The sequence below is a fragment of the Methyloversatilis universalis EHg5 genome, assembly GCF_000378945.1.
Classification (GTDB): Bacteria; Pseudomonadota; Gammaproteobacteria; order Burkholderiales; family Rhodocyclaceae; genus Methyloversatilis; species Methyloversatilis universalis_A.
Map to the genome: position 1 here is coordinate 1,662,710 of NZ_KB900539.1, position 25,859 is coordinate 1,688,568.

Consider the following 25,859-nt stretch of genomic DNA (forward strand, 5'->3'; position numbering starts at 1 on the left):
GCGGCACCCGTTCGAACGATCACCGAGGAGATCCGACATGACGACAGCGATCACACATCGATCCGCGCTGCTGGCGCTTGTGCTGGGGCTGGGCGCGGCGCTTGCCCAGGCCGCACCGAAGGTGGGCGAGCCGGCGCCGGCGTTTTCGGCGGTCGATTCGAACGGCCGCAGCGTGAAGCTCGCGGACTTCGCCGGCCGCACCGTGGTGCTGGAATGGACCAACCACGGCTGCCCCTATGTGCAGAAGTGGTATCAGGGCGGCATGCAGGCGCTGCAGAAGGCGTCGACCGGCAAGGGCGCGGTGTGGCTCACTGTGCTCAGTTCGGCACCGGGCACGCAGGGCCATGTCGACGGTCCGACCGCCAACAGCATGATGAAGGAACAGGGGGCGGCGCCCACCCACTATCTGCTGGATCCGGAAGGACGGGTCGGCCGCGCCTACGGTGCTCAGGTTACGCCGCACATGTACGTGATCGCCCCCGACGGGCGGCTGGCCTACGCCGGCGGTATCGACAGCATTGCCTCGGCCGACGTGAGCGACATTGCGAAAGCCGAACCGCTGGCGCGGCTGGCCATCGATGCGGTGCTGGCCGGCAGGCCGGTGGCCAAGGCGCAGACGCGACCCTATGGCTGTTCGGTGAAATACGCGAACTGACAGACGCGAACTGACAGACGCGAACTGACGGACGGGACACAAGCGGCCGGCGCAGGGCGCCGGCCGTCGGGGTGGTGCAGGTCAGGCGCTGACGCTGCCGGTTCCGGGGTGGTTGGCCGCGTGCATGCGGTTCTGCGCCTTGACCAGACGTTCCATCGTGCGCAGATCCTTGCGATCGAGCTTCATCGCACCGCGTACCCATTCGCGGGTCACGTCTTCCAGTTCCTGATAGGTCAGACGCACATAGGCGTGCATCTTGGCGCGCTGGAAAGCGCGGAAGCCCTTGAGCTGGGTAGACATCTGGCGCATCACGTCACGCGCCACCCATTCGCCACGGCCGGGTTCGGCCAGATGGTCGACCAGACCGAGTTCGTGCATCTTTTCGGCCGGCAGCACGCGGGCGTTCAGGATCAGGTCCTCGGCCACGCGCGGACCGGCCTTGCGCGCCACCAGGCTGTAGGCCCCCATGCCCGGAAACAGGTTGAACAGCATTTCCGGGAAGCCCATCTTGGCGCCGCGTTCGGCGATCACCACATGGCAGGACAGGGCCGCTTCGAAGCCGCCGCCCAGTGCGTCGCCCTGGACCACCGCCATCGACACCGCGTCGGCGTGCAGGCCGGCGACGTTGTTGTTGATCGCGCGGATGCAGGCTTCGGCGTAGCGCATCAGCCCGTCTTCGTCACCGGCTTCGACCAGTTTCTGGAACAGGTCGAGATCGCCGCCGAGGTTATAGACGCCGGACACGCCTGAGCAGTTCAGGAAGAAGTCCACCGTGCCCGGTGCCAGTTCGACCTGCTGCTGCTGGGCCAGCACGTCGGCCAGCAGCTCGGGCGTGAAGCAGGGCCGGCCGGTCGGGTGCGCGTACATCCAGAGCGCACGCGTGTCGGTCTCGTAGCGCGAGGTCAGCAGCGGGGTCGATAGCAATCGGGGGGCATGAGCCGCCATGCCCGGCAAGGGCACGGTATGCAGATGGGCTCGGTTGCGATCAATGATCTGCATGGCATGCCTCCTGATGAATTTCATCGCGGGCAGGCGCGGCGGCAATGTCGCAACTCTTCCGGCAGATAGACGGCGCAGGGCGCCCTTCTGCTCCATGGCACGGGGTCAACTGATCCATTTCAGCCTCCGTCGGCATATCCGACTTTAAGCATGCTGAAAACAATCGCCTTTTCAGGCGAACTGGAGAGGCAGTTTTCTGCCTTTTTTTCCTGCTGTCCGGTGCACGAATCCGGACAGAGTCTGACCCTGTAAGCGCATGTTACGACAAGGCGGAACGGTTTTGCTTGAAAATTTGATTGCACCCGGGAGTCTGGTGTCCGCTCGGCTATAGTCGGCTGGAAAACGGGGTGCGGTGGCCCGCAGAGGCGTGCTGCGCCGCGTCATGGAGAATCGGATGAAACAGCTTCCGTCCGGCAAGGACGCAAGGGAACACAAGGTCACCCTGCAGGAACTGGTGGACGGGATGGTGGCCGACGGCCTGCTCGGTGAGACGGTGGCGCGGGATTTCCTGCATGAGCGCCGCTACTGGCGCGGCGGCGATCATCCGCTGGTGCTGCTGGCCGGGCAGAAGTGGCGTTCGCTGCACCCGCCGCATCGCGCGCTCAGCCTGGATGCGCTGACCGAGTGGATGGCCGGCTGGAGTGGCCACGACTATTTTCACATCGATCCGCTGAAGGTGGATTTCGCCGCGGTGACCGAAGTGGTGTCCAGCGCCTACGCCAACCGCTTCCGCATCCTGCCGGTACAGGCGTCGGCGCGCGAGGTGGTGATCGCCACCGCCGAGCCCTTCATGACCGAGTGGGAGAAGGAGCTGGCGCCCATCCTGCGCCGGCCGATCCGTCGCGTGATCGCCAATCCGGACGACATCGCGCGCTATGTGGTCGAGTTCTACAGCCTGGCCAAGTCGGTGCGGGGCGCCGCCAAGCGGGGTGACGTCAGTGGCGCCGGTGCGTCGAACTTCGAACAGCTGGTCGAACTGGGTCGCAGCAATCGCCCGCTCGACGCCAATGACCAGCACATCGTCACCATCGTCGACTGGCTGTGGCAGTACGCCTTCGAGCAGCGGGCGAGCGACATCCACATCGAGCCGCGCCGTGATTTCGGCATCGTGCGCTTTCGCATCGACGGCGTGCTGCATCAGGTCTATCAGATTCCGATGCCGGTGCTGGGTGCAATGACCTCGCGCATCAAGATACTGGGTCGCATGGATGTGGTGGAAAAGCGCCGCCCGCAGGACGGCCGGATCAAGACCCGCGCGCCGGACGGCCAGGAAATCGAACTGCGGCTGTCCACGCTGCCCACCGCCTTCGGTGAAAAGCTGGTGATGCGCGTGTTCGACCCTGAAGTGCTGGTACGCGACTTCCGCGACCTCGGCTTTTCCGACGAGGATGCGCGGCGCTGGAAGCAGATGACCACGCAGCCGAACGGCATCGTGCTGGTGACCGGCCCGACCGGCTCGGGCAAGACCACCACGCTGTATTCGACGCTGAAGAACCTGGCCACACCCGAGGTGAACGTCTGCACGCTGGAGGACCCGATCGAAATGATCGAGCCGGCGTTCAACCAGGTACAGGTGTCGACGGACATCGGCGTCACCTTCTCGGCCGGCATCCGTTCGCTGATGCGGCAGGATCCGGACATCATCATGGTGGGCGAAATCCGCGATCTGGAAACCGCGGAAATGGCGATCCAGGCGGCGCTGACCGGTCACCTCGTGCTGTCCACACTGCACACCAATGACGCGCCGTCGGCCATCACCCGTCTGCTCGACCTCGGTGTGCCCAGCTATCTGCTGAACGCCACCGTACTCGGCGTGATGGCGCAGCGCCTCGTGCGTACGCTGTGTCCGCACTGCCGCAAGCCGGCCGAACCGCAAACGAGCGATCCGCAGGCCTGGGACGACATGGTGGCGCCGTGGAAAGCCAGCCGCCCCGAGCGCTTCATGCAGGCCGCCGGCTGTCTGGAGTGCCGCATGACCGGCTATTCCGGCCGTATCGGCATCTACGAAATCCTGCTCATGTCACCGGACATCCGCAACCTGATCGGTGCCAGCGCCGACATCGCGGCGCTGCGCGATCAGGCTTACCGCGAAGGCATGTATCCGCTGCGGGTGTCGGGCGCGCTGAAGATTGCCCAGGGCCTCACCACGCTGGAGGAAGTGATGAAGGTGGCGCCGCCGGCCTGAGCCGGCGTGCGCGCTCAGTAGCCGTTGCCCGGCGGCCAGCCCGCACCGGCGAAGGGCGGCTTACGGCCGACCAGACCTTCCAGCAGGGTCAGCTCGGCGTCGGTGTGATTGATCACCCGGGCGGCCGACATCATGTCGACACCGGCCTTGTCGCTGAGCCACAGCGGCTTGTCGTGGTGCTGGGTGCGGATGATTTCTCGCTGGTCCGGAGCGCTGTTGCGGGCCAGTTCCGCCTCGCCGTAGCACAGGCAGAAATAGGTGCGTTCTTCCGCCGCCTCGATATAGCAGCCGGTACCGCGTATGCCTATCGTGGCGGCCGGGGTGGCGATGCGCCGCTGCCCCTTGTCGAACACCGACAGCAGCTTGCCGGTGATGACCCGCATCAGGCTGGCCGCTGCACCACTGCCGAACACCACCTGCGATTCGCCGCGCTGCAGGAAGGCGTCGCGCCCCAGCACGTAGATGGCTTCCGAACCGGGGCCGGTGCGTATCGTGTCGCCCGGCCGTATTTCCATATTGAAGCCGGCCGGTGCGCCGTTGATGCTCACGTCACCGCGGAAACCGCGCAGCCCGGTGCGGCTGTCGCGTGCCAGCGCGTCGCGCACCAGTGCCTCGAAGGCAAAGGGCGTGGCCGCACCGCCGGCCAGCAGGGTGGTGAGCATGCGTCGTCGGTCCATCATCCGTTCTCCGTCTGTGATGCGGCGGATTATCGCCCGGCAAAGGGCTGCCTGCAGACGCTTTGTGCGCCGGACGCTGCGGATGTCACGCGGCGGAGGCTTCGTCCGGGCTGACCGCGTCACCGAGCCGGATCAGGCCGCCGGAAATCACCCGTGCGGTGATGCCGCCGTGGCCGCGCATCACGTTGTAGCCGCCCTTGCCCAGATTGCTTTCCATGCGCGAGCAGGGATCGCAGGGCCCGGTGTATTCCAGCAGTGCATCGCCGACGCGGAAGCGCTTGCCCTTGAGCGCAAGCAGATTCAGCCCGCTGACCACGATGTTCCGGCGAACCAGACCGGGGTCCAGCGTGCCCATGCCCAGCAGATCGGCCACGGTCTGCAGGTGTTCGGCCTGTATCAGCGTGACCTGGCGCTTGCCGCCCGGGCTGGCGTAGCGGTCGCCTTCCAGGCCGACTTCCTCGACGGCCTGTACGCGTTCGAGCGCGCGCAGCGGCTGTACGCGCACCGGGCGCACGCCTATCCATTCCACCCGTCCGGGGTGCGCGAAGGTGGCGGTGAGGGACTGCAGGGTATCCATCCGTAAGCTCTGTGGTTGCCGGTGTGCGGATGCTACTTCAGCCGAACACCCCGTGTAGATACCACCTATGGGGTGGGCGGTGATCGCGGTAGATCCACAGCACTTCCTGCCGCGGACCGATGGCGATGCGGTAATCGCGCAGCGCCTCGTCCGCGCTGGGAGTGTCGAGCCCGTCCCACCAGCCGGCTTCGATGCGCTCGCTGTCTTCCAGGCAGCGCAGCGGCCCGTGACGCCAGGGCTGGCCGTCGCGTTCGGCCAGCGCTTCCGGTTCGGTCAGCAGCCACAGCGGCCGTCTTGGCCGGGCCTGCCCGGGCCGTGCCGTGCCCGGCTCGACCGGCCGCTGCGCGCTTTCGGGGCGCGGATCTGCGCTGCCGGACAGCGCATGCACCGCGTCATGACCGAGCCGGGCGCGCAGGCGTTCGACCAGCAGTGATGCGGCGGCGCGGGTTTCCGGCAGCGAGGGCGCCTGGGCGCCGAACAGGTCGCGGCTGCGTCCGGGCATCAGCAGCCAGTCCGTCGCCTGCAGTCGCAGTGCGGCTACTGGCGCTGGCAGCGCGATGCGAGCGAGATGTTCGCGGGTCAGACTGGCGAGCATCCGTGGGTCTCGCGTGGGCTGACCGGTACGCAGGGTCAGTACGGTGGGCGGCTGTCTTTCATGTTCCAGTTCGAGTGCGCACTCGCCGATGCCGGACTGGGCGGCGGCCAGCCGGGCGCAGGCGGCATTGAACAGCCGGCTGGCGGCGAACAGCAGCACGTCACTGTCCTGCCGAGGCACTGGCAGTTCGACCCGGCTGTCGAGCCGGTGCGGCGCGCTGTGATCGATCCGCAGATCGGGCTGCCGCCCCAGCGCCTGATCGAGCAGGGTGAGCAGTGGGCCGGCATCGCGCAGTGTCAGCGCGCGGCGCGGCAGGGCCATCACTTCACCCAGTGTGCGCAGGCCGGCGTCGCGCAAAGGGAGCAGGGCGGCGTCACCCGTGCCGGTCACCTCCAGCGGAAGCGGTGCGAGCGCGTCGGGCAGTCCGGCGAGGTGTCGCACACGCTGCCCTGGCTTGCCGAGGGCGAGCCAGCGCGCGGCACGGGGCGTCGGGGCACAGGCGGTGAGCGATTCGAAACCGGCCGCAGCCAGTGTGCGCTGCAGTGTGCGCTGAAGTCTGTCCAGGCCACCGAACAGTTTCAGGCTGCCGGACAGTTCCAGCAGCAGGGCATCGTGATCCAGCGATACCCGGGGGGTGAAGTGAAGTGCGCAGCCCGCTGCATCCTTCAGTGCAGCCGTCTCCGCCGCCGGGGCGCGGCTGCGGATGATCAGGTCCGGTGCTAGTGCCAGTGCGTCGGCCAGGCGCTGGCCGACGCGCACGCCTTGAGCCAGCGCATGCGCATCCAGCGCGATAACGCGCTGCCCCTGCGAGACCGCAAGGGCCTGCGTGCCGTCGCGGGTGCGGAAGCGGGCCTGAAGAGGCCATTCGGGAAAGACCAGAGCCAGCCAGAGCATGTCGTGCGTGCAGTCGTCATCGTGTTGTCCGGTCAGGCGATCAGCGTCAATGCCGGCCGGCGGGGCGACCGGATTGCGACCGGCGGCAGTGGCGTTGCCGGCGGATGGATGGCGCGGGTACGCAGGTGCAGCGGCTCGCTGGCTGGCCGGCCACGCCGCTTCAGGATGTCCACGCGCAGTGCGTGTTCCGGGCCGGGTGAAAGCAGCAGCCGCAGACCTGCCGGTGACGGCAGGTGTCGGTCATCGAGGGGCCGGAACAGCACCAGCGGCAGGGTAGTGGCACGTGCCGCCAGCTGCAGCCGGCGCAGCATCGCGGTGTCTGCCTTGTTCAGCCAACCTGCCAGTCCGGTGCAGGCCCCGGATTCCAGCGCCTGGCGCAAGGCCCACACACGTTCGGCCGGGCGATCGGCATCGATCACCAGCAGGCGGGAGGTGTGCAGGCCGGCTGCGGCGAGCGCCGGCAGGTGGGGGCGCGCCGGCGGGGTGACCCATACCAGCCAGCCTTCGCGCCGGCTGGCGGCGGCCATCCACGGCAGCAGCAGCGACATTTCGCCATGACCGTGGCAATCGCTCAGCACCTCGGTCAGTTCACCCACCGGCCAGCCACCACCAGGCAGTTCGGCGTCGAGCGCAGGGTGGCCGCTCGGAATGCCCGGTTGCGCGGCATCCGGCAGGTCGTTCGCGGCCCAGATGTCGGTGCGCTGCTGCAACACCGGTGCAAGCGCGGCGTTGCGGTGTTTCATGCCGTACCGCCGTTGCGGATCAGGCCCACCATGACGCCTTCGATCACCAGTGACTCGCGCCGGGTATCGACCACGATGGGGCTGAAGTCCGGATTTTCCGGCAGCAGTTCGACCTGGCTGCCGGTGCGCTTGAAGCGCTTGACCGTTACCTCATCGTGCAGCCGGGCGACGATGATCTGCCCGTTGCGTGCTTCCGGCGTGGCGTGCACCGCGAGCAGGTCGCCATCCAGGATGCCGGCGTCCCGCATGCTCAGCCCGCGCACCCGCAGCAGGTAGTCGGCGCGGGGCGAGAACATCGACGGATCGACCTGATAGCGACCCTGAAGATGAGCATCGGCAAGTATGGGGTTGCCTGCGGCGACCCGACCCACCAGCGGAATGCCTGGCGCTTCGGTCAGACGTATGCCGCGCGCCCGCCCTTCATCGAGACTGATGGCACCCTTGCGTGCCAGTGCCCGCAGATGGGTTTCCGCAGCATTGGGCGAACGGAAGCCAAATGCCTGGGCGATTTCAGCGCGGGTTGGCGGGCTGCCGCGCTCGCTGACGGCGTCGCGGATCAGTTGCAGGATTTCCTGCTGGCGGGGGGTCAGGTTTTCGATCGGCATGGCGCCAAGGCGTGCGTGTATCGGTGACTGTATTTTTATACAGTTATCGAGGGCGCGGCAAGTGCCATGCGTGCAGATTGTCGAGAATTGTTACATCAGCCGGGGCAGGGCATGGTCCGCATGAGCCGAACGGCCTACGTGCAGTAATCGCCAGCTTCATGAAACTGCAGGGTTTTGTCGCGCCGCACCATCGATGTCCTACGACTTTGGTCTGAGTCGGGGCGTGTCGGACGAATTTACAGAGAGGGGTGTGAGAGGTCGAGCAGACAACAAAAAAGCACCCGAAGGTGCTTTTTTGTTGTGAGGCGGGTGAAGCTCAGCTCATGCGACGCTTGGCCATCAGGCCCAGCATGCCGAGGCCTGCGAGCATCATCATATAGGTGTCGGCTTCCGGAACGGTCGTAACGGCAACCGCCAGATCGACGCTCTTCTTCTCGATGAAGGCAGCGGTCGGGAACGAACCCGGCGGATTGTAGGCCGCGAGAATGTTCTGAATCGTGAAGGTGGCCGACTTCGAAGCTTCGTCCAGAGTAACCAGAGCAGTGGCGCTCCAGTCCGTGGTCGAGAAATCAAAGGAGGCATTTGCAGTGAATGCACCTGCGACGATGGACGACACGCTGGTCGGCGCGCCTGCAGTGTCAAGGCTGCGGCCGCGCAGCTGACCGGTTGCGCTGACACCGGAGCTGTCGCCGAAGAAGAAGTAATCACCACCTTCAAGCAGCGAAGCGCCGTTGATGAGGTAGTTGTCCTTCGCAGTCACGGTCAGAGCGAAGGTCGAGTTCGTGACCTTGATGCCTTGGCCGTAGCTGGAAGCCGAGAAACCCGGACTGCCCGAAGGAGCCCAGCTCAGGGTGTTGCCGATCAGCACAGGCGTGCCGAACAGGCCGGTCAGCGCATCATCGTAAGTGACATCGAAAAACGAGCCACTCAGGGTGACGCTGGCGGCCTGGGCACCGCTGACGGCAAACAGCCCGCCAAATGCCACAGCCAGCATGGTTTTCTTCATATTCCGTCCTTTCACAAAAAGTGACAAAGTGGAGCCTCGATTTTTGCAAGAACATCAGTCACCTACAATCTTCAGCCCGTCGCTCATTTGAAACGACAAGTAAGCGGTCAGACGATGTCCGGCAGGTGGCCTCTGGTTCTGGACATGCTGTCATGCAAGATGCAGGCCAGATATGTCTGCGTCAGATCCGTTCTGAAGGTATTTCTTCAGACATTTGAATCCGAAGTGAATTTTATCTTTCGGTCCTTGGTGGCATCTGTCAGTGTCCGCTGACTATCTGGTGCAATGCGCACAGATTTGTGCAATGCGGCGCCGGCTTTTTTTACAGTGCGGTGAACGCCGCTGATAGAATCCGGGCGTCTCCGGATCGCCGGATTCCGGTTGTTTGCCGGGGGATGGGAGGTGCTCATGCTCGGTGCAGGACAACCCGCTCCGCTGTTCGAACTGCCGGATGCCGATCTGGAACTGTTCAACCTGCTCGACGCCCTGGGCCGGCACCTGATGGTGCTGTACTTCTACGCCAAGGACGACACGCCGGGCTGCACTGCCCAGGCCATCGAATTCAGCGATCTGGACGAGGAATTCAGGCGCTGCGACTGTTCCGTGCTCGGCGTGAGCCGGGACGAATGCTTTACCCACGCAGATTTCCGCGACAAGCACGGCCTGACCGTCCGCCTGCTGTCTGATCTCGAAGGCGAGGTCAGCCGGCGCTACGGTGTCTGGCGCGAGCGCGACATCGACGGAAAGCTGCGTTTCTGCATGACCCGGTCGACGTTCATCATCGATCGGAAAGGTGTCATACGACACGCCGAATATGGCGTGAATCCGCGCGGGCACGCGGGAGAAATACTGGAGCGCGTGCGCGCACTGCATACGAAAGGAATCAGGAATGCTCATCAGCAAGAACTCGGTCGTCACCCTCAAGTACAGCGTGACCGATCCGGACGGCAACATGGTCGATCCGGGTGAGGCGCCGCTGGCTTATCTGCACGGCGGCTACGGCGGTATTTTCCAGCCGATCGAGGAAGCGCTGGAAGGCAAGCAGGTGGGTGACGAGGTGGTCGTGAAGCTGCAGCCGGAAGATGCATTCGGCGAATACGACGAAGACCTGGTCGAGATCGAGTCGCGTGCCAACTTCCCGGACAACATCGAAGTGGGCATGCAGTTCGAGCGCGTCAGTGAGGATGGCGAGGAAGAGGGCCTGTATACGGTGACCGACATCGCCGAAGACCGCGTCGTGATCGACGGCAACCATCCGCTGGCCGGCACCGCCCTGGTGTTCTCGTGCTCGGTGGCTGCGGTGCGTGCCGCATCCGCGGAAGAACTTTCTCACGGTCACGTGCACGGCGAGCACGGCCACCACCACTGAGACTGATACGCTGCCCCGGCTGTCGGAAAATGACAGCCGGCAGCTGACCCATCGCGCCCTTCGGGCCGCGTCTGCCGCACCCCCACTCCTGTACCTCATTCACCTGCGGAGCATCCATGTCGCGCGTGCTGGTCACCGGTGGCGCGGGCTATATCGGCTCGCACACCTGCATCGAACTGATGGCGGCAGGCCACGAAGTGGTCGTTGTCGACAACCTGTGCAACAGCAAGCGCGAGTCGCTGGTGCGGGTCGAACGCATTGCCGGCCGGCCGTTGGCCGCTTTCGTGCAGGCCGACATTCGTGACCGGGCGGCGATGCGCGCGGTGTTCGCCGCGCATGCGATCGATGCGGTGATCCATTTTGCCGGCCTGAAGGCGGTCGGCGAATCCGTCGCCAAGCCGCTCGAGTACTACGACAACAATGTCAGCGGCACGGTGGCGCTGTGCGAAGTGATGGCCGAGGCGGGCGTGAAGGCGCTGGCCTTCTCGTCGTCGGCAACCGTGTACGGCGATCCGGCTACGGTGCCGATCCGGGAGGATTTTCCGACCGGGCCGACCAATCCCTACGGTCGCTCGAAGTGGATGGTCGAACACGTGCTGCGCGATCTGGTCGTGGCCGATCCGTCCTGGCGCATTGCGCTGCTGCGCTATTTCAATCCGGTCGGCGCACATGAGTCCGGTCTGATCGGCGAAGACCCGAACGGCCTGCCGAACAACCTGATGCCCTTCGTGAGCCAGGTGGCGGTCGGCAAGCTGCAGGAACTGCGCGTGTTCGGTGGCGACTGGCCGACGCCGGACGGTACCGGCGTGCGCGACTACATCCATGTGCTTGATCTGGCTCAAGGTCATGTGAAGGCCATCGACTACCTTTTGGAGCATCCGGGCCTGCTGACGGTGAATCTGGGTACCGGCCGCGGCTACAGCGTGCTCGATGTGGTGCGCGCCTTTGAAGTGGCCAGCGGTTGCTCCGTGCCTTATCGCATCGTCGACCGCAGGCCCGGCGACATCGCGCAGTGCTATGCCGACCCGGAGCACGCAAACCGGCTGCTGGGCTGGAAAGCGACGCGCGATCTTGCGCAGATGTGCGCCGATGCGTGGACCTGGCAGAGCGGCAACCCGCAAGGCTACGCCTGACGCGGCTTCCGTCCGGCCGGGTGGAGTGCTCCAGTGCGCCGCGGTAGATGCGGGCGGCCGCTTCGTGTTACATCAGCGCCTGCGCCGTGTTCAGATCTTGCCCGGGAGGATGTCCATGCACCTGCAAGTCATGTTCGACAAAGCCCATGTGCCGAACGCCGAACACAGCGCGCAGATATTCCGCCAGCTGCTCGACGCGCTTGAGCACGACACGTCCTTCGACCTTCAGCTGCTCTACCAGCTGCCCTATGCCGATTTCGATCTGGCGCTGAACGCACTGCGCGAATGGCGTTCGCAGCGCTATGTGTGGCTGCGCGAACACCCGGTTGAGAGCGCCTGGCGCAGTCACGCCGGCTGATTGCCGTCCTGTCACGGAGCGGTGACGGGGCTGTGTTAGCCTGCGCCGCATGTCGCGCCTTTACCGACTTTCCCGCGGTTTCACGCTGATCGAGCTGATGGTGGTGGTGGCCATCGTCGGCATTCTCGCCACCATGGCCATGCCCATGGTGGAACTGGCGCGCGTGCGCGCCAACGAGGCGGAGCTGCGCACCGCGTTGCGCCAGATACGCACTGCGCTCGATGACTACAGGAAGGCCTGGGACGAGGGCAGGATAGAGAAAAAGACCGGTGCCAGCGGTTATCCGCCCAGTCTGGATGTGCTGGTCAATGGCGTGCGCGACGTCAAGCAGCCGAACGAGGCCAGAATCTACTTCCTGCGCCGCGTGCCGCGCGATCCTTTCAATACCGACATGAGCGTGCCGCCGGAACAGACCTGGGGGCTGCGCAGCTACGCCAGTCCGCCGGACGAACCCGCGCCGGGGGCCGACGTGTTCGATGTGTATTCGCTGTCCGGCCGGACCGGCCTGAATGGCGTGCCCTACCGGAACTGGTGATGTCCCGACTTTCACGCGCACGTGGTTTTACGCTGATCGAACTGCTGGTCGTGATGGCCATCATCGCGGTGCTGCTCACCATTGCCGCGCCGCGCTATTTCGAACATCTGGACCGTTCGAAGGAAGCCACGCTGAAGCAGACACTGTCGGTCACCCGTGACGCCATCGACAAGTTCCGTGGCGATCGCGGTGTCTGGCCGCAGAGCCTGCAGGAGCTGGTGGATCGCCAGTATCTGCGCAAGGCGCCGTTCGACCCGGTCACCGACAGCAGCGAAACATGGATACTGGTGCCGCCCAAGGATGCAGCCACCGAAAGCGGTGTCGCCGACCTGAAGAGCGGCGCCGAAGGACAGTCGCGTGACGGCGTGTCCTACGCCGATTTCTGAGCGGATGAGCGGCATGCGTGCGGGGCAGGGCGGTTTTTCCTATCTGCTGCTGCTGTTCGCGGTGGCCGCACTGGGCATCGCTGCGGCCGGCAGTTCGGTGATGTGGAGCACGCTGTCGCAGACCGAGCGCGAGCGCGAACTGCTGTTCATCGGCGGAGAATTCGCACGCGCGCTGCAGCGCTACTACGACGCCTCGCCGGCCGAACCCAGGGCCTATCCGTCGCGCCTTGAAGACCTGCTTGAAGACAAGCGCCATCCAGTGCCGGTGCGTCACCTGCGCAAGCTCTACGTCGACCCCTTCACCCGCCGGGCAGACTGGGTGACCGTGGTGGTGGGTGGCCAGATCCGGGCGGTGCACAGCCGGTCAGAAAAGGTGGCGCGCATCCAGGTACTGCCGCCCTGGGTCGATGCTGGCAACCGTAGCGATAGCGCGGCGCCGCGGCCGGCTCCGACTGCCCTCGGGCAGACTGCCGTGCGTACCGTGACCCCGGCCCAGCTTCCGCGTGCCAGCCTGCCTGGCGACATCCGTCATGCCGATTGGCTGTTCGTGCCGGTGGCAACCACGCCGACCGGCGATGCAGGCGCCAACGGAGCACCGCCTGCGCCTGCGCAGGCGACGCCTGGCGCAGGCGGCGTGCCGGCGGGCGACCTCACTCTGCCGCCGATCTCGCGCGGCGCGGACTGAGCGCGGTCAGACCAGCCAGGCAGCCAGCGCCACGCCCAGCATCATGAAGGCGATCGCCACCTTGGCGACCGCACCGATCACCATGCCCAGCCAGGTGGCGACACCGACCCGCGCCGCCTGAACCGCGTCGCGCCGGGCGATGAATTCGCCGACCGCGGCACCCACCAGCGGCATGAACAGCAGGCCGATCAGGCCGCCGAACAGACCCAGCACGGTGCCGATTGCCGCGCCCGCCAGTGCCAGCGTGCTGGCGCCCACGCGCTGGGCGCCGACCACGCTGGCGGCGAAATCCACCGCAATGGTCAGCGCGGTCAGTGCTCCGAGCACGACCAGCGTTGTCGGGCCGATGCGGGTGAAATCGTCCAGCCAGGCCAGCAACAGGAAGCCGCCGAACATGAAGGGCACGCCGGGCAGCGCGGGCAGCACCACGCCGGCCAGCCCGACCAGCACCAGCAGGCCGGCCAGAGCGTACAGCAGCAGATCGACGCCGCTCATCGGGCAAAGGCGCCGACTGCGTGATCGACCACCGCGAGCAGGGTGCCGGTGCGGCCATGTACCTCGCGCAGCCCGGCGGCATCGTTGCCGCCGCCGCACACGAGCTCACGCAGGGTCGCCAGTGCGTCGGCGCAGTCGAGCGCATCGGCATGCGGCGCCAGCCGGTCCAGCGTGTCGCGGATGTCGTCGCGCAGCAGGTGTGTGGCGTGGCTGCGCGGATGCACGATCAGGCCTTCGAGGCCGAAGCGGCAGGCCTGGAAGCGGTTGTAGGTGTACACGAGATAGTCGTCCTCGATCGGTTCGGGATCTTCGCCTGCCAGGATGAGCCGGCACAGCGCCTGCAGATAGACCGCGATCTGCGCTGCGCGATCCACCGTGAGCGGCGTGTCGCATACCCGCAGTTCGATGGTGCCGTACTCCGGCTTGGGCCGGATGTCCCAGTAGAAGTCCTTCATGCTGCGCACGATGCCGGTGTCTTCCATGCGCACGAAGTAGTCGCGCTCGAAGCGCGACCAGTCCAGCACGAAAGGGGCGCGGCCGCTGAGCGGAAAGGCGAATACCGAATTGAGCCGGGCCGAATCGAACTGCGTGTCGCTGCCCTGGGAGAAGGGCGACGAAGCCGACAGCGCGATGAAATGCGGTACATAGCGACCGAGTGCGTGCAGCACGCGCAGTGCGCTGTCCGGGTCGGGCATGCCGACGTGCACATGCTGGCCGAAGATTGTGAACTGCTTGGCCAGATAGCCGTACAGGCCGGACAGCTGCTGGAAGCGCGGCGCCGAGAAGATGCGCCGTTCGTTCCATTGCTGGAAGGGGTGGGTGCCGCCACCGCACAGCGACACATTGAGCCGCGTGGCGTCGGCCACCAGCGCGTCGCGCATGCGCACGAGTTGCGCGCGCAGGGGCGCATAGGCCGTGTGGATGCCGGTGGCGACCTCGATCATGCAGTCGGTCATTTCCGGCTTGATGTCGCCCGGAAATTCGCGTCGCTGCGCCAGTTCGAGCAGGTCGTCGGCCGCCGACGCGAGGTCGCGGTCGTGTTCGCCCACCAGCTGCAGTTCCAGCTCGACGCCCAGGCTGAGCGCAGCGGAGGGGTGAAAGGTTTCCAGCGGCATCAGGCGTCCTCCGTCTGTTGCGTCTCTCCGGCCAGCACCAGCGCCCACTGGGCGAATACCGGGCCGATGAATTCCATCACGATCACCATGCCTGCGATGGCCGCCAGCGCACCATCGGCCAGACCGAAGCCGGCGGCGCGGCTGTACTCCAGCAGCAGCAGCGCGAAGGTGGACAGCGGTGCCAGCGCCAGCCCGCTCAGCGCGCCCTTGCGCGTGCTGGTGCCGCTCACGTGAGCAAAGGCGGCGGTGGCGGTCATTTTCGCGGCCACCCGGCCGAGCGACAGCAGCACCGCGAGCGCCAGGCCGACCGCGCTGGTGGGCCACACCGCCATGCCGGCCACATAGACGAACAGGAACACGGTGAGCAGATCGCCCAGCACGCCGAAGTTGCGCTGTGCCGCGGTCAGTACCAGCCGGTTGCGCCGCATCAGCACGCCCAGCGTCAGCGCAGCCAGCAGCGGCGATACATTGACGCCCTGGGTGAGCACGGTCACCAGCATGACCGCCAGTGCGAACACGATGGTGACGCCGCGTTCGTCCGCCCGCAGCCGTCTCAGCAGCCAGGGCAGGGGCACGCCGACCAGCATGCCGCAACCGACTGATACCGCGAGGATGGCTGCGCTGTTCCATACCGCGCTGACCAGACTGCCGGATGCCAGCAGCTGCCAGTAACCGATGGCCCCCTTCATCAGCAGCACCGAAATCAGGCAGTTGATCGCACACAGGTGCAGCGCCCGTTCGGTCACCTGACCGGAGCCGCGCAGGTCGTTGACCACGCGTACCAGCGCGGCCGGCGAGGTGGCGACCGACAGCGCGGCGATCACCATCGCGATGTCCGCCGGCTGACCCATGGCGACCGCGATCGCGCGCACGACGACGAAGGTGAGCAGGGATTCGGCGATGCCGCTCAGGGTGATCCACGGATTGGTCACCAGCCAGCGCAGATTGATGCGATGGCCCAGTTCGAACAGGAAGAGGCCGAGGGAAAAATTGGCCAGAAAGGTGAACGCGGCCCGGGTGTCTGCGTCATGCGGCAGCCCGCCCCAGTGACCATAGACGATGCCAGCCAGCGAATAGGCGCACACGCGCGGCACGCGAAGGCCGCGGTGAGCGATTTCGCCGGCCAGCCACGCGGCCAGCAGCACCGCCGGCCAGCCGACCAGGGAAAACATGCGTCCTGCTTCAAAGAGCATCGTCGCCTCCGTTCTGTGCGCTACTGCGCGCGCGGAAAAACAGGCGCCGTGCCCTGCGCGGCACGACGGCGGATGGACTTCGGATATGCATGGGCCGCTGGGGATGCGGCCTCTTGTTGCAAGGTGCTGCGGGTCTGCGGTGGTCAGGCCGGCCGTTGCCGGCCCGACTGCAGATGCCGGGCAATGCCGGCGTCAGAGATGAATGCAGCGTATCACGCGGTGGCGACAGGAATCTTGCCGATCTTTGCCTGCCATTCCTTCGGGCCGGTGTTGTGCACCGAGGTGCCGCCGGCATCGACCGCCACCGTCACCGGCATGTCGACCACGTCGAATTCGTAGATCGCTTCCATGCCCAGATCCTCGAAGCCGACCACCTTCGCCGCCTTGATCGCCTTCGACACGAGATAGGCCGCGCCGCCCACCGCCATCAGGTAGGCGCTCTTGTGCTTGCGGATGGCCTCGATCGCCGTCGGGCCGCGCTCGGACTTGCCGACCATCGAAATGAGGCCGGTCTGGGCCAGCATCATTTCGGTGAACTTGTCCATGCGGGTGGCGGTGGTCGGACCGGCCGGGCCGACCACTTCGTCGCGTACCGGATCGACCGGGCCGACGTAGTAGATGACGCGGTTGGTGAAATCGACCGGCAGCTTTTCGCCCTTCGCCAGCATGTCGGCGATGCGCTTGTGTGCGGCGTCGCGGCCGGTGAGCATCTTGCCGTTCAGCAGCAGGGTCTGGCCCGGCTTCCACGACGCCACTTCTTCGCGGGTCAGGGTGTTCAGGTCCACCCGCTTCGAGGTCTGGGTGTCAGCCTGCCAGGTCACCGCCGGCCAGTCTTCCAGACGCGGCGCTTCCAGCTTCGCCGGGCCGGAGCCGTCGAGGTGGAAATGCACGTGGCGGGTGGCCGCGCAGTTCGGAATCATGGCCACCGGCAGCGAGGCGGCATGCGTCGGGTAGTCGAGAATCTTCACGTCGAGCACGGTGGACAGGCCGCCCAAACCCTGTGCGCCGATGCCCAGCGCGTTCACCTTCTCCATCAGCTCCAGCCGCAGTTCCTCGACCCGGGTGAGCTTTTCGCCACGCGCGGCCTTGTCGGCCACGACCTGGATGTTCACCGGCTCCATCAGCGATTCCTTGGCCAGCAGCATGGCCTTTTCCGGCGTGCCGCCGATGCCGATGCCCAGCATGCCCGGCGGGCACCAGCCGGCACCCATGGTCGGCACTGTCTTAAGCACCCAGTCAACGATGGAGTCGGACGGATTCAACATCACCATCTTGGACTTGTTTTCCGAGCCGCCGCCCTTGGCTGCGCAGATCACCTCGACGTGGTCGCCCGGCACGATTTCGTAGTGGATGACCGCCGGCGTGTTGTCCTTCGAGTTCTTGCGGGCACCGGCCGGGTCCAGCAGCACCGAGGCGCGCAGCGTGTTGTCCGGGTGCAGATAGGCACGGCGCACGCCTTCATTGACCATGTCGGTCACGCTCATGGTGGCGTCCCAGCGCACGTTCATGCCCACTTTCAGGAAGACCACCGCGATGCCGGTGTCCTGACAGATCGGGCGCTTGCCCTCGGCGCACATGCGCGAGTTGGTCAGGATCTGCGCGATCGCGTCACGCGCGGCCGGCGACTGTTCGCGCTCGTAGGCCGCACCCAGCGCCTGGATGAAATCCAGCGGGTGATAACAGGAAATGAACTGGAACGCGTCGGCGACGGACTGGATGAAATCGTCCTGGCGGATGGGCTGGCTCATGGAAGTGTCCTCTGGTGGGAATGAAGGCCGCTTGTGGCGGCATGCACGAAAGGCCGCGGGTGTCGGCCTTTCGTGCGGTTCAGTGATGCTGCTTGTTCAGCACCAGTGTCTGGGTCATCAGCTTGTCGGTGTAGGCCATGGCCATCGCCGACACGACGAACACCATGTGGATGGCGACCTGCCACATCACCACGCGGTCCTCGAGCTGGCCGGCATTGATGAAGGTTTTCAGCAGGTGGATGGCGGAAATGCCGATCAGCGCGGTGGCCAGCTTCACCTTCAGCACGCCGGCGTTGACGTGCGAAAGCCATTCCGGCTGGTCCGGATGGTCCTCGAGATTGAGCCGAGATACGAAGGTTTCGTAGCCGCCGACGATGACCATGATGAGCAGGTTGGCAATCATCACCACGTCGATCAGGCCCAGCACGATGAGCATGATGTCGGTCTCGGTCAGATTGCCGATCCGGTGTACCAGATGCGACAGCTCGACCATGAACAGATAGACGTACACCGCCTGGGCGACGATCAGTCCGAAATACAGCGGAGCCTGCAACCAGCGGCTGGCGAAGATGCAGCTTTTTAGAACACGTCCAAGATTAGTCATGCGCGATCAAATATAAGACAAAAGACCGCGCCGATATTACCATCCACCTGTTGCAGCCCGGTCGCTGCAGGCCGTAAGCGGTCTGTAAGGCATGGCGGCTGTAATCGTTGGTAGAAAAAAGCGCGATCGACATCGCGCCTGTCGGCAGCCCACAAGGCTGCACGGTGCACGGCGGTTTCCATCCGCCTGCGAGCAGATTTGAAATGACGGAGGAGGTTGTATGTCTGAAGCTACGGAAGTTCGCGTTTACGAGCCGTCGGCGGAACTGGTGCGCAATGCGGCCGTGTCCGGCATGGATGCCTACAAGGCTCTGTGCGCCGAGGCGGAGCGCGACTATGAGGGGTACTGGGCTCGTCTGGCTCGCGAGCATGTGACCTGGCAAACGCCGTTCACGCGTACCCTGAATGAGGACAATCGCCCGTTCTTCAAGTGGTTCGAGGACGGCAAGCTGAACGTGTCCTACAACTGTCTGGATCGCAACATCCAGGCAGGTCTCGGCGACAAGACCGCCATCATTTTCGAAGCGGATGACGGCACCGTCACCCGCGTCTCCTACAGCGACCTGCTGGTTCGCGTGAGCCGCCTGGCGAATGCGCTGCGTTCGAAGGGCGTCAAGAAGGGCGACCGCGTCGTCATCTACCTGCCGATGTCGATCGAAGGCATCGTCGCAATGCAGGCCTGCGCCCGCATCGGCGCCACCCACTCGGTGGTGTTCGGCGGCTTCTCCGCCCAGTCGCTGCGCGACCGCATCAGCGACGCCGGCGCGGTCATGCTGATCACTTCGGACGAACAGTGCCGCGGTGGCAAGAACATCCCGCTCAAGCCCATCGTCGATGAAGCCTTCGGCATGGGTGGCTGCGAGTCCTGCAGCACCGTCATCGTCTACAAGCGCACCGGCGGTGCCTGCAACATGGTTGCCGGCCGCGACGTGTGGCTGCACGACGTGCTCGAAGGTCAGGCCGACACCTGCGAACCGGAATGGGTCGAGGCGGAACACCCGCTGTTCCTGCTCTATACCTCGGGTTCGACCGGCAAGCCGAAGGGCGTCCAGCATTCGTCCGGCGGCTACCTGCTGCACGCCATCCTGACGATGAAGTGGACCTTCGACATCAAGCCGTCCGATGTTTTCTGGTGTACCGCTGACATCGGCTGGGTCACCGGCCACACCTACATCACCTACGGCCCGCTGGCCTGCGGTTCGACCGAAATCGTGTTCGAAGGCGTGCCGACCTACCCGGACGCCGGCCGCTTCTGGAAGATGATCCAGGACCACAAGGTGAGCGTGTTCTACACCGCGCCGACCGCCATCCGCTCGCTGATCAAGGCGGCCGATGCGAACGACGCCGTGCATCCGAAGAGCTACGACCTGTCGTCGCTGCGCATCCTCGGTTCGGTCGGCGAGCCGATCAACCCGGCTGCCTGGGAGTGGTATTACAAGAATGTCGGCGGCAGCCGCTGCCCGATCGTCGATACCTTCTGGCAGACCGAAACCGGCGGCCACATGATCACGCCGATGCCGGGCGCCACGCCGATGGTGCCGGGTTCGTGCACGCTGCCCTTCCCGGGCATCCAGGCCGCCATCGTCGACGAAACCGGCAATGACGTGCCCTGGGGCCAGGGCGGCATTCTGGTGGTCAAGAAACCGTGGCCGTCGATGATCCGCACCATCTACGGTGATCCGGACCGCTTCGTGAAGAGCTACTACCCGGCCGACTTCCAGGGTCGTTACTACTTGGCGGGCGACGGTGCGATTCGTGACGCGAAGACCGGCTACTTCACCATCACCGGCCGCATCGATGACGTGCTGAACGTGTCGGGTCACCGCATGGGCACGATGGAAATCGAGTCGGCGCTGGTTGCACACCCGCTGGTGGCCGAAGCCGCCGTGGTGGGTCGCCCGGATGACCTGACCGGCGAAGCCATCTGCGCCTTCGTGGTGCTGAAGCGTTCGCGCCCGACCGGCGACGAAGCCAAGCAGATCGCCAACGAGCTGCGCAACTGGGTGGGCAAGGAGATCGGTCCGATCGCCAAGCCGAAGGACCTGCGTTTCGGTGACAACCTGCCGAAGACCCGCTCGGGCAAGATCATGCGCCGTCTGCTGCGCTCGATCGCCAAGGGCGAGCAGATCACGCAGGACACCTCGACGCTGGAAAATCCGGCCATCCTCGATCAGCTGGCGCAAACCCTCTGATCGGACCCCGCGGCGCGCCAGCGCCGCGGGCGCATGACCCGGATGCGGCGTCGATGAATACCTCCGACGCCGCATCCCACCCCTCTGCTCAGTCCGGTCTTTCCGGCCCGGGACTTCATCTCCCACTGCAAAGCCTCATCCGTCGGCCGCCGGTGTGCGTGGCGCCCGATGCGCCGCTGCGCGAAGCGCTGGAGCGCATGACCGCCGAACGCGTTGGTTCGGTGCTGGTGACGGTCGATGATCGCGCGGTCGGCATGCTCACGCTGCCCGATCTGCCGGGTCAGGTATTGCTGGCCGGTCAGCCGCTCGATACGCCGGTACGCGCGCTGATGCAGACCCGCCTGCATACGCTGGGTGCGGAACACAGCGGCGAGGACGCGGCCCGGCTGATGGCCCGGCACGAGGTGCGCCACGTCGTCGTGACCGGCGCCGACGGCCGGCTGCTGGGTGTCATCTCTCAGAGCGACCTCTATGCGCGGCTGCGGCAGGACGTGCATACGCTGGGTGCCCGCATCCGCGATGCAGCGGACGCCGACGCGCTGGTCGAGGTGGCGGCCGCAGTGCGCCGTTTCGCCCGTCAACTGCTGCAGGACGGCACCTCGGCCGAGGCACTGATGCTGCACCTGTCCTCGCTCAACGATGCGCTGGCGGCACGGGCCATCGATCTGGTGAGGGCGACGCATCCGGACGCCGGCGTGCTGGATCGCCTGCGCTGGTGCTGGCTGGCTTTCGGCTCTGAAGGGCGCATGGAACAGACCTTCGCCACCGACCAGGACAACGGCCTGCTGTTCGAGCCGCCACCGGGCCTGACCGCTGAGGCGGTGCGGCCGGCACTGATGCGGTTTGCCGCCGAGATAAACCGGCTGCTGGTGCGGCTGGGCTTTCCCGCCTGCGACGGCGGCATCATGGCCGGTGAGGCGCGCTGCTGTCTGTCCTTCGACGAATGGGCGCAGGCCTTCAGCCGCTGGATTGCCACGCCGCACCCCGAGGCGCTGATGTCGGCCGCCATTTTCTTCGATCTGAGGCCGCTGCACGGCGACGGCGCGCTGGCCGACGCACTGCGCCGGCAGGTGCTGACCCAGGCCAGGGCAGACCGCGCCTTCCTTCGCCTGCTGGCCGAAAGCGCGTTGCAGGCGCGGCCGCCTCTGGGTCTTTTCGGCCGCTGGCGGCTCGACCATGTCGATGGTGCGCCGCACACGCTGGATCTGAAAACCGGTGCCGCCCGCGTGTTCGCCGATGCTGCCCGCCTGTATGCGCTGAGCGAGGGCCTGCACGAGCACTCGACCGCCGGCCGGCTGCGCGCGCTGGCCCGCAGCAGCCGCTTTGCCAGCGATGATCTGCCAGGCGCAGTGCGCGCCTTCTTCTTCATCCAGCGTCTGCGCCTGCAGAAGCAGGCGGGTGAGGGGCGCGCGCTGCCTGCTGGTCTTGCCAACCGCATGGATCCGTCGTCGCTGGCCGACATCGACCGTGTGCTGCTGCGCCACGCGCTGAAGCGCGCCCGCCAGCTGCAGACACGCATACGCCTCGACTGGCAGATAGGCTGATGGCATGTTGCGGCGCGGAAGTTTTCGCGCTGTAAGGGGCTCGTAAGATTGGACTGCATGATGTGCGTCACGTCATGCAGACATCGTGCGCCCTGTGCCCGCTGCCGCATGACAACAACAAGGCCGGGCAATGACCCGGCCCGGCATACGCCACAGGAGGAGAACCTGAATGCAGCTGTCCGAACGGCACCGGGCCTACTGGCGCCGTAACCTGCGCATGACCGCGACCTTGCTCGTCATCTGGTTTGCGGTCACTTTCCTGCCCATCTATTTCGCGCGCGAACTGAACGACATTTCGTTCTTCGGCTGGCCGCTGGCTTTCTACATGGGCGCGCAGGGTTCGCTCATCGTCTATGTGCTGCTGATCGGCTACTACGCCTGGGCGATGAACCGCCTCGATCACGAGTACGGCGTGAACGAGGACGTCTGACCATGCCGCATTCACAGGGTGCGTTCCGCCAGCAGCTGAAGAAGATGTATGGCTGGTACACCGGCGGTTTCGTCGTGTTCGTCGCATTGCTGGCGGTGGGCGAACAGCTGGGCATGTCGTCGCAGTGGATCGGCTATACCTTCCTGTTCGCCTCGATTGCGCTGTACGCGGCCATCGGCGTCATGAGCCGCACCGCCGACGTGGCCGAGTACTACGTGGCCGGCCGGCGGGTACCTGCGCTGTTCAATGGCATGGCCACCGGTGCGGACTGGATGTCCGCCGCCTCCTTCATCGGCATGGCGGGCACACTGTATTTCAGCGGCTACCAGGGTCTGGCCTTCGTCATGGGCTGGACCGGCGGCTACTGCCTGGTCGCGCTTTTCCTCGCGCCGTATCTGCGCAAGTTCGGCGAATTCACGATTCCGGATTTCCTCGGCGCGCGCTATGGCGGCAACCTCGCGCGGATGATAGGCGTGATCGCTGCCATCCTCGCCTCCTTCACCTACGTCGTCGCACAGATCTACGGTGTCGGGCTGATCACCAGCCGCTTCGTCGGCCTCGAATTCGAGGTGGGCGTGTTCGTCGGGCTGGCCGGCATCCTGGTGTGCTCCTTCCTCGGCGGCATGCGGGCGGTGACCTGGACCCAGGTGGCGCAGTACATCATTCTCATCATTGCCTACCTGCTGCCGGTGGTCATCCTGTCCACCAAGGTGACCGGCGTGCCAGTGCCGCAGGCGATGTACGGCCAGGTGCTGCAGAAGCTGTCGGCCAAGGAAAGCGAACTGTTCGCGTCGCCCAAGGAACTGGAGGCGAATGCGCTGTTCAAGGCACGCGCCCATGACTACGAAGAGAAAATCCGCGGACTGCCGGCTTCGCTCGACGCCGAGCGTGCTCAGCTCACCGCCAAGCTCGACGCGCTGAAGGCGGCCAACGCACCGGCCAAGCAGATTGCCGCCGCCGAAATGGCCCTGCGCAACATGCCCAAGACCGAGGCGGACGCGCGTCGCAAGTGGGGCGAGGCGCGCCGGCTGGCGGAAAGCAAGGCCAAGCCGCCGCTGCCGCACACCGCCGCCCACGCCGGGCGCGACGAGGCGGATGCGTCGGTCAAGCGGCTGAACTTCATCGCGCTGGTCATCGTACTCATGGTGGGCACCGCTTCGCTGCCGCACATCCTGATGCGCTACTACACCACGCCCAGCGTCAAGGAAGCGCGCGACTCGGTGTTCTGGTCGCTGTTCTTCATCTTCCTGCTGTACGTGACCGCGCCCGCCTACGCGGTGTTCGCGAAGTGGGAGGTCTATACCAATCTGGTCGGCTCCACCATATCGACGCTGCCTGGCTGGGTCGCGTCCTGGGGCAAGGTCGGGCTGGTCAAGATCGACGACATCAACGCCGATGGCATCCTGCAGCTGGCCGAACTGACGCTGAATACCGACGTGATCGTGCTCGCCACGCCGGAAATCGCCGGTCTGCCCTATGTGATCTCCGGTCTGGTGGCGGCCGGCGGCCTGGCTGCGGCGCTGTCGACCGCGGACGGCCTGCTGCTCACGATCGCCAACGCGATGTCGCACGACATGTACTACAAGGTGATCGACCCGGACGCTTCCACCCAGCGCCGGCTGGTCATATCGAAGGCGCTGCTGCTGGTGGTGGCGCTGGTGGCCGCCTACACCGCGTCGCTGAAGCCGGACAACATCCTGCTGATGGTGGGGCTGGCCTTCTCGATCGCCGCCTCCGCCTTCTTCCCGGCGCTCGTGTGCGGCGTGTTCTGGGCGCGTGCGAACAAGCCCGGTGCGGTCGCCGGCATGATGGCCGGCCTGGGCATGTGCATTTACTACGCGGCCACGACTCACCCCTTCTTCGGCGGCGACATCGCGAATGCGTGGTTCGGCATCGAGCCGATTTCCTGCGGCATCTTCGGCATTCCGCTCGGCTTCGCGGTGCTCATCGTGGTGAGCCTGATGACGCGCGCGCCGGACGAGGACACCCGCGCGCTGGTGCAGTACGTCCGCTATCCCAATCTGGGCGAATCGCCCCGTACGCTGCCGCGAGGCGGCGGAGTCGATCACCACTGAAGGCAACACCCCGCCATACGACAGACCGGCGCCGCAACCCGCGCCAAGCCGGCAGACGCAACGGACAAGGCCCGCCAAAAGCGGGCCTTGTGCTTCATGCAGTGGGTGTCAGGGGAGGCGCCGTGAGGCGGGGCCTCAAATGAAAAAGCCCGTGAGCGCCTGATCAGAGAGGGCTACGGGCTTTACAGTGGGGTGGCGGAGAGGGCGGGATTCGAACCCGCGTTAGGTTTTCACCTAAACACGCTTTCCAGGCGTGCGACTTAAACCACTCATCCACCTCTCCGCGAAAGCGCGCGACTATATCAGAAAGCCCCGAAGTGTGCCGCTCCGCGATGACGGTTGCCGAGCGGCGTGCGGGTCACATCCTGCGCCGGTAGCGTTCGATCACCCGGGGCACGTAGCGGCGGGTTTCTGCATAGGGCGGAATGACGCGGCCGTGGCGTTCGACCGCGCCTTCGCCTGCGTTGTAAGCGGCCAGCACCAGTTCCAGGCGGTTGTCGAAGCGCAGCATCAGGTCGCGCAGGTAGAGCGCGCCGCCCATTACGTTCTGGTCCGGATCGAAACGGTCGGCCACGCCATAGCGGCGTGCGGTGTCGGGCATCAGCTGCATCAGACCGGCAGCACCCTTGGGCGATACGGCCCTGGGGTTGTGGCCGGATTCGACTGAAATGACGGCGTGCAGCAGGTGCGGGTCCACGCCCGATGCACGGGCGGCGCGCGCTATGCTATCCGGATAGATGACGCTCGGGGTCAGCGGTGGCAGGCCGGCGTCCGGTACGTCGATCAGCAGTTCGAAGCCGGTTTCCTGCGGCGCATCGGTCAGGTGCAGCGTGCCGCCGGTGTCTTCGCGCACATAGACATCCGCTCTGGCCATGGCAGAGAGGAGCAGTGCGGCGATCATCAGGCTGGCGGTTGAAGGTTTATTCATCTGGGGGCAATACAGCAGGTCTAGAATCCGCAACGTTTCAATTCTGCGTCCGAATGCTTACAGTCGCGTTGTCACATGGCGTTCAGAGTGCAGGCTTCGGGCTGCACCATCATGACGCGATTTCTCCCGTACGC

The 25,859-nt window shown here is 65.6% G+C and carries 26 protein-coding genes and 1 tRNA gene; 13 read left to right on the forward strand and 14 right to left on the reverse strand.

Annotated elements, in window-relative coordinates; all coding sequences use genetic code 11:
• Nucleotides 1-37 precede the first annotated feature (37 nt).
• A complete protein-coding gene (locus tag METUNV2_RS0107685; protein WP_018228898.1) occupies nucleotides 38-655 on the forward strand; it encodes a redoxin domain-containing protein in 618 nt (205 codons plus the stop codon).
• Nucleotides 656-736: 81 nt separating this feature from the next.
• On the opposite strand, the gene METUNV2_RS0107690 is transcribed toward METUNV2_RS0107685, so the two are convergent.
• Nucleotides 737-1,654, reverse strand: a complete 918-nt coding sequence (locus METUNV2_RS0107690) for a crotonase/enoyl-CoA hydratase family protein (RefSeq protein ID WP_018228899.1) — start codon at nucleotides 1,652-1,654, stop codon at nucleotides 737-739.
• Between the two features lie 394 nt (nucleotides 1,655-2,048).
• Here METUNV2_RS0107690 and METUNV2_RS0107695 point away from each other — a divergent pair, with 394 nt between their 5' ends.
• Nucleotides 2,049-3,839: a GspE/PulE family protein gene (locus METUNV2_RS0107695; RefSeq protein WP_018228900.1), complete on the forward strand. Its 1,791-nt coding sequence runs from the start codon at nucleotides 2,049-2,051 to the stop codon at nucleotides 3,837-3,839.
• A 14-nt stretch (nucleotides 3,840-3,853) separates the two neighbouring features.
• Here the strand turns inward: METUNV2_RS0107695 and METUNV2_RS0107700 are convergent, their stop codons facing one another.
• From METUNV2_RS0107700 to METUNV2_RS20095, 6 genes are all read right to left on the reverse strand, one after another.
• Nucleotides 3,854-4,516 carry a hypothetical protein gene (locus METUNV2_RS0107700; protein ID WP_026187969.1) on the reverse strand — a complete coding sequence of 221 codons (663 nt, stop codon included), beginning with the start codon at nucleotides 4,514-4,516 and terminating at the stop codon, nucleotides 3,854-3,856.
• Between the two features lie 85 nt (nucleotides 4,517-4,601).
• On the reverse strand, nucleotides 4,602-5,093 hold the full coding sequence (locus tag METUNV2_RS0107705; protein ID WP_018228902.1) for an MOSC domain-containing protein: 492 nt from the start codon (nucleotides 5,091-5,093) through the stop codon (nucleotides 4,602-4,604).
• 37 nt (nucleotides 5,094-5,130) lie between these two features.
• Nucleotides 5,131-6,582, reverse strand: coding sequence for a Y-family DNA polymerase (locus tag METUNV2_RS0107710; RefSeq protein ID WP_018228903.1), 1,452 nt, complete (start codon nucleotides 6,580-6,582; stop codon nucleotides 5,131-5,133).
• Nucleotides 6,583-6,614: 32 nt separating this feature from the next.
• A complete protein-coding gene (imuA, locus tag METUNV2_RS0107715; RefSeq protein ID WP_018228904.1) occupies nucleotides 6,615-7,325 on the reverse strand; it encodes a translesion DNA synthesis-associated protein ImuA in 711 nt (236 codons plus the stop codon).
• A complete protein-coding gene (gene lexA, locus METUNV2_RS0107720; protein WP_018228905.1) occupies nucleotides 7,322-7,930 on the reverse strand; it encodes a transcriptional repressor LexA in 609 nt (202 codons plus the stop codon). Before lexA ends, imuA begins: the two co-directional genes overlap by 4 nt.
• A gap of 316 nt (nucleotides 7,931-8,246) precedes the next feature.
• Nucleotides 8,247-8,936, reverse strand: coding sequence for a PEP-CTERM sorting domain-containing protein (locus METUNV2_RS20095; protein WP_018228906.1), 690 nt, complete (start codon nucleotides 8,934-8,936; stop codon nucleotides 8,247-8,249).
• A 408-nt stretch (nucleotides 8,937-9,344) separates the two neighbouring features.
• On the opposite strand from METUNV2_RS20095, the gene METUNV2_RS0107730 reads away from it, so the two are divergent.
• The 7 genes from METUNV2_RS0107730 (at nucleotide 9,345) to METUNV2_RS0107760 (ending at nucleotide 13,402) form a co-directional block, all read left to right on the forward strand.
• Entirely contained in the window at nucleotides 9,345-9,905 is a 561-nt protein-coding gene (locus METUNV2_RS0107730; protein WP_018228907.1) for a peroxiredoxin, read from the forward strand.
• Nucleotides 9,826-10,305, forward strand: coding sequence for an FKBP-type peptidyl-prolyl cis-trans isomerase (locus tag METUNV2_RS0107735; RefSeq protein WP_008058883.1), 480 nt, complete (start codon nucleotides 9,826-9,828; stop codon nucleotides 10,303-10,305). The genes METUNV2_RS0107730 and METUNV2_RS0107735 overlap by 80 nt, the downstream gene beginning before the upstream one ends.
• A 116-nt stretch (nucleotides 10,306-10,421) precedes the next feature.
• On the forward strand, nucleotides 10,422-11,438 hold the full coding sequence (gene galE / locus METUNV2_RS0107740; protein ID WP_018228909.1) for a UDP-glucose 4-epimerase GalE: 1,017 nt from the start codon (nucleotides 10,422-10,424) through the stop codon (nucleotides 11,436-11,438).
• Nucleotides 11,439-11,553: 115 nt separating this feature from the next.
• Nucleotides 11,554-11,796, forward strand: a complete 243-nt coding sequence (locus METUNV2_RS0107745; protein WP_026187970.1) for a hypothetical protein — start codon at nucleotides 11,554-11,556, stop codon at nucleotides 11,794-11,796.
• Between the two features lie 49 nt (nucleotides 11,797-11,845).
• Nucleotides 11,846-12,331, forward strand: a complete 486-nt coding sequence (locus METUNV2_RS0107750; protein WP_018228911.1) for a type II secretion system protein — start codon at nucleotides 11,846-11,848, stop codon at nucleotides 12,329-12,331.
• A complete protein-coding gene (locus METUNV2_RS0107755; RefSeq protein WP_018228912.1) occupies nucleotides 12,331-12,717 on the forward strand; it encodes a type II secretion system protein in 387 nt (128 codons plus the stop codon). The genes METUNV2_RS0107750 and METUNV2_RS0107755 overlap by 1 nt, the downstream gene beginning before the upstream one ends.
• Before the next feature lie 13 nt (nucleotides 12,718-12,730).
• Nucleotides 12,731-13,402, forward strand: coding sequence for a general secretion pathway protein (locus tag METUNV2_RS0107760; RefSeq protein WP_232415641.1), 672 nt, complete (start codon nucleotides 12,731-12,733; stop codon nucleotides 13,400-13,402).
• A gap of 6 nt (nucleotides 13,403-13,408) precedes the next feature.
• On the opposite strand, the gene METUNV2_RS0107765 is transcribed toward METUNV2_RS0107760, so the two are convergent.
• The 5 genes from METUNV2_RS0107765 to METUNV2_RS0107785 form a co-directional block, all read right to left on the reverse strand.
• The gene (locus METUNV2_RS0107765) at nucleotides 13,409-13,897 is read right to left on the reverse strand and encodes a DUF456 domain-containing protein (protein WP_018228914.1); all 489 of its coding nucleotides are present in this window, start codon (nucleotides 13,895-13,897) and stop codon (nucleotides 13,409-13,411) included.
• Nucleotides 13,894-15,012, reverse strand: a complete 1,119-nt coding sequence (locus tag METUNV2_RS0107770) for a YbdK family carboxylate-amine ligase (RefSeq protein WP_018228915.1) — start codon at nucleotides 15,010-15,012, stop codon at nucleotides 13,894-13,896. Before METUNV2_RS0107770 ends, METUNV2_RS0107765 begins: the two co-directional genes overlap by 4 nt.
• Nucleotides 15,012-16,205 (reverse strand): cation:proton antiporter, encoded by a 1,194-nt coding sequence (locus METUNV2_RS0107775; protein ID WP_018228916.1) that lies wholly within the window; start codon nucleotides 16,203-16,205, stop codon nucleotides 15,012-15,014. The genes METUNV2_RS0107770 and METUNV2_RS0107775 overlap by 1 nt, the downstream gene beginning before the upstream one ends.
• Nucleotides 16,206-16,417: 212 nt before the next feature.
• The gene (locus tag METUNV2_RS0107780; protein WP_018228917.1) at nucleotides 16,418-17,953 is read right to left on the reverse strand and encodes a fumarate hydratase; all 1,536 of its coding nucleotides are present in this window, start codon (nucleotides 17,951-17,953) and stop codon (nucleotides 16,418-16,420) included.
• 79 nt (nucleotides 17,954-18,032) lie between these two features.
• Complete coding sequence (locus METUNV2_RS0107785; RefSeq protein ID WP_026187971.1) at nucleotides 18,033-18,557, reverse strand: TIGR00645 family protein; 525 nt, start codon at nucleotides 18,555-18,557, stop codon at nucleotides 18,033-18,035.
• A 220-nt stretch (nucleotides 18,558-18,777) separates the two neighbouring features.
• Between METUNV2_RS0107785 and acs the strand changes: the two genes are divergently transcribed.
• From acs to METUNV2_RS0107805, 4 genes are all read left to right on the forward strand, one after another.
• Complete coding sequence (gene acs, locus METUNV2_RS0107790) at nucleotides 18,778-20,748, forward strand: acetate--CoA ligase (RefSeq protein WP_018228919.1); 1,971 nt, start codon at nucleotides 18,778-18,780, stop codon at nucleotides 20,746-20,748.
• Between the two features lie 53 nt (nucleotides 20,749-20,801).
• Nucleotides 20,802-22,292 (forward strand): DUF294 nucleotidyltransferase-like domain-containing protein, encoded by a 1,491-nt coding sequence (locus tag METUNV2_RS0107795; RefSeq protein WP_026187972.1) that lies wholly within the window; start codon nucleotides 20,802-20,804, stop codon nucleotides 22,290-22,292.
• Between the two features lie 169 nt (nucleotides 22,293-22,461).
• Nucleotides 22,462-22,722 carry a DUF4212 domain-containing protein gene (locus METUNV2_RS0107800; RefSeq protein WP_018228921.1) on the forward strand — a complete coding sequence of 87 codons (261 nt, stop codon included), beginning with the start codon at nucleotides 22,462-22,464 and terminating at the stop codon, nucleotides 22,720-22,722.
• A 2-nt stretch (nucleotides 22,723-22,724) separates the two neighbouring features.
• Nucleotides 22,725-24,797, forward strand: coding sequence for a cation acetate symporter (locus METUNV2_RS0107805; RefSeq protein WP_018228922.1), 2,073 nt, complete (start codon nucleotides 22,725-22,727; stop codon nucleotides 24,795-24,797).
• 193 nt (nucleotides 24,798-24,990) lie between these two features.
• On the opposite strand, the gene METUNV2_RS0107810 is transcribed toward METUNV2_RS0107805, so the two are convergent.
• A tRNA-Ser gene (locus METUNV2_RS0107810) sits at nucleotides 24,991-25,080 on the reverse strand.
• Between the two features lie 75 nt (nucleotides 25,081-25,155).
• Nucleotides 25,156-25,725 (reverse strand): lytic transglycosylase domain-containing protein, encoded by a 570-nt coding sequence (locus METUNV2_RS0107815; protein ID WP_026187973.1) that lies wholly within the window; start codon nucleotides 25,723-25,725, stop codon nucleotides 25,156-25,158.
• Between the last annotated feature and the right edge of the window lie 134 nt (nucleotides 25,726-25,859).

Bases quoted from the DNA above. Each gene is read 5' to 3' on its own strand.
- METUNV2_RS0107685 (WP_018228898.1), top strand. From the start codon at position 38: ATGACGACAGCGATCACACATCGATCCGCGCTGCTGGCGCTTGTGCTG.
- METUNV2_RS0107690 (WP_018228899.1), bottom strand. From the start codon at position 1,654: ATGCAGATCATTGATCGCAACCGAGCCCATCTGCATACCGTGCCCTTG.
- METUNV2_RS0107695 (WP_018228900.1), top strand. From the start codon at position 2,049: ATGAAACAGCTTCCGTCCGGCAAGGACGCAAGGGAACACAAGGTCACC.
- METUNV2_RS0107700 (WP_026187969.1), bottom strand. From the start codon at position 4,516: ATGGACCGACGACGCATGCTCACCACCCTGCTGGCCGGCGGTGCGGCC.
- METUNV2_RS0107705 (WP_018228902.1), bottom strand. From the start codon at position 5,093: ATGGATACCCTGCAGTCCCTCACCGCCACCTTCGCGCACCCCGGACGG.
- METUNV2_RS0107710 (WP_018228903.1), bottom strand. From the start codon at position 6,582: ATGCTCTGGCTGGCTCTGGTCTTTCCCGAATGGCCTCTTCAGGCCCGC.
- imuA (WP_018228904.1), bottom strand. From the start codon at position 7,325: ATGAAACACCGCAACGCCGCGCTTGCACCGGTGTTGCAGCAGCGCACC.
- lexA (WP_018228905.1), bottom strand. From the start codon at position 7,930: ATGCCGATCGAAAACCTGACCCCCCGCCAGCAGGAAATCCTGCAACTG.
- METUNV2_RS20095 (WP_018228906.1), bottom strand. From the start codon at position 8,936: ATGAAGAAAACCATGCTGGCTGTGGCATTTGGCGGGCTGTTTGCCGTC.
- METUNV2_RS0107730 (WP_018228907.1), top strand. From the start codon at position 9,345: ATGCTCGGTGCAGGACAACCCGCTCCGCTGTTCGAACTGCCGGATGCC.
- METUNV2_RS0107735 (WP_008058883.1), top strand. From the start codon at position 9,826: ATGCTCATCAGCAAGAACTCGGTCGTCACCCTCAAGTACAGCGTGACC.
- galE (WP_018228909.1), top strand. From the start codon at position 10,422: ATGTCGCGCGTGCTGGTCACCGGTGGCGCGGGCTATATCGGCTCGCAC.
- METUNV2_RS0107745 (WP_026187970.1), top strand. From the start codon at position 11,554: ATGCACCTGCAAGTCATGTTCGACAAAGCCCATGTGCCGAACGCCGAA.
- METUNV2_RS0107750 (WP_018228911.1), top strand. From the start codon at position 11,846: ATGTCGCGCCTTTACCGACTTTCCCGCGGTTTCACGCTGATCGAGCTG.
- METUNV2_RS0107755 (WP_018228912.1), top strand. From the start codon at position 12,331: ATGTCCCGACTTTCACGCGCACGTGGTTTTACGCTGATCGAACTGCTG.
- METUNV2_RS0107760 (WP_232415641.1), top strand. From the start codon at position 12,731: ATGCGTGCGGGGCAGGGCGGTTTTTCCTATCTGCTGCTGCTGTTCGCG.
- METUNV2_RS0107765 (WP_018228914.1), bottom strand. From the start codon at position 13,897: ATGAGCGGCGTCGATCTGCTGCTGTACGCTCTGGCCGGCCTGCTGGTG.
- METUNV2_RS0107770 (WP_018228915.1), bottom strand. From the start codon at position 15,012: ATGCCGCTGGAAACCTTTCACCCCTCCGCTGCGCTCAGCCTGGGCGTC.
- METUNV2_RS0107775 (WP_018228916.1), bottom strand. From the start codon at position 16,205: ATGCTCTTTGAAGCAGGACGCATGTTTTCCCTGGTCGGCTGGCCGGCG.
- METUNV2_RS0107780 (WP_018228917.1), bottom strand. From the start codon at position 17,953: ATGAGCCAGCCCATCCGCCAGGACGATTTCATCCAGTCCGTCGCCGAC.
- METUNV2_RS0107785 (WP_026187971.1), bottom strand. From the start codon at position 18,557: ATGACTAATCTTGGACGTGTTCTAAAAAGCTGCATCTTCGCCAGCCGC.
- acs (WP_018228919.1), top strand. From the start codon at position 18,778: ATGTCTGAAGCTACGGAAGTTCGCGTTTACGAGCCGTCGGCGGAACTG.
- METUNV2_RS0107795 (WP_026187972.1), top strand. From the start codon at position 20,802: ATGAATACCTCCGACGCCGCATCCCACCCCTCTGCTCAGTCCGGTCTT.
- METUNV2_RS0107800 (WP_018228921.1), top strand. From the start codon at position 22,462: ATGCAGCTGTCCGAACGGCACCGGGCCTACTGGCGCCGTAACCTGCGC.
- METUNV2_RS0107805 (WP_018228922.1), top strand. From the start codon at position 22,725: ATGCCGCATTCACAGGGTGCGTTCCGCCAGCAGCTGAAGAAGATGTAT.
- METUNV2_RS0107815 (WP_026187973.1), bottom strand. From the start codon at position 25,725: ATGAATAAACCTTCAACCGCCAGCCTGATGATCGCCGCACTGCTCCTC.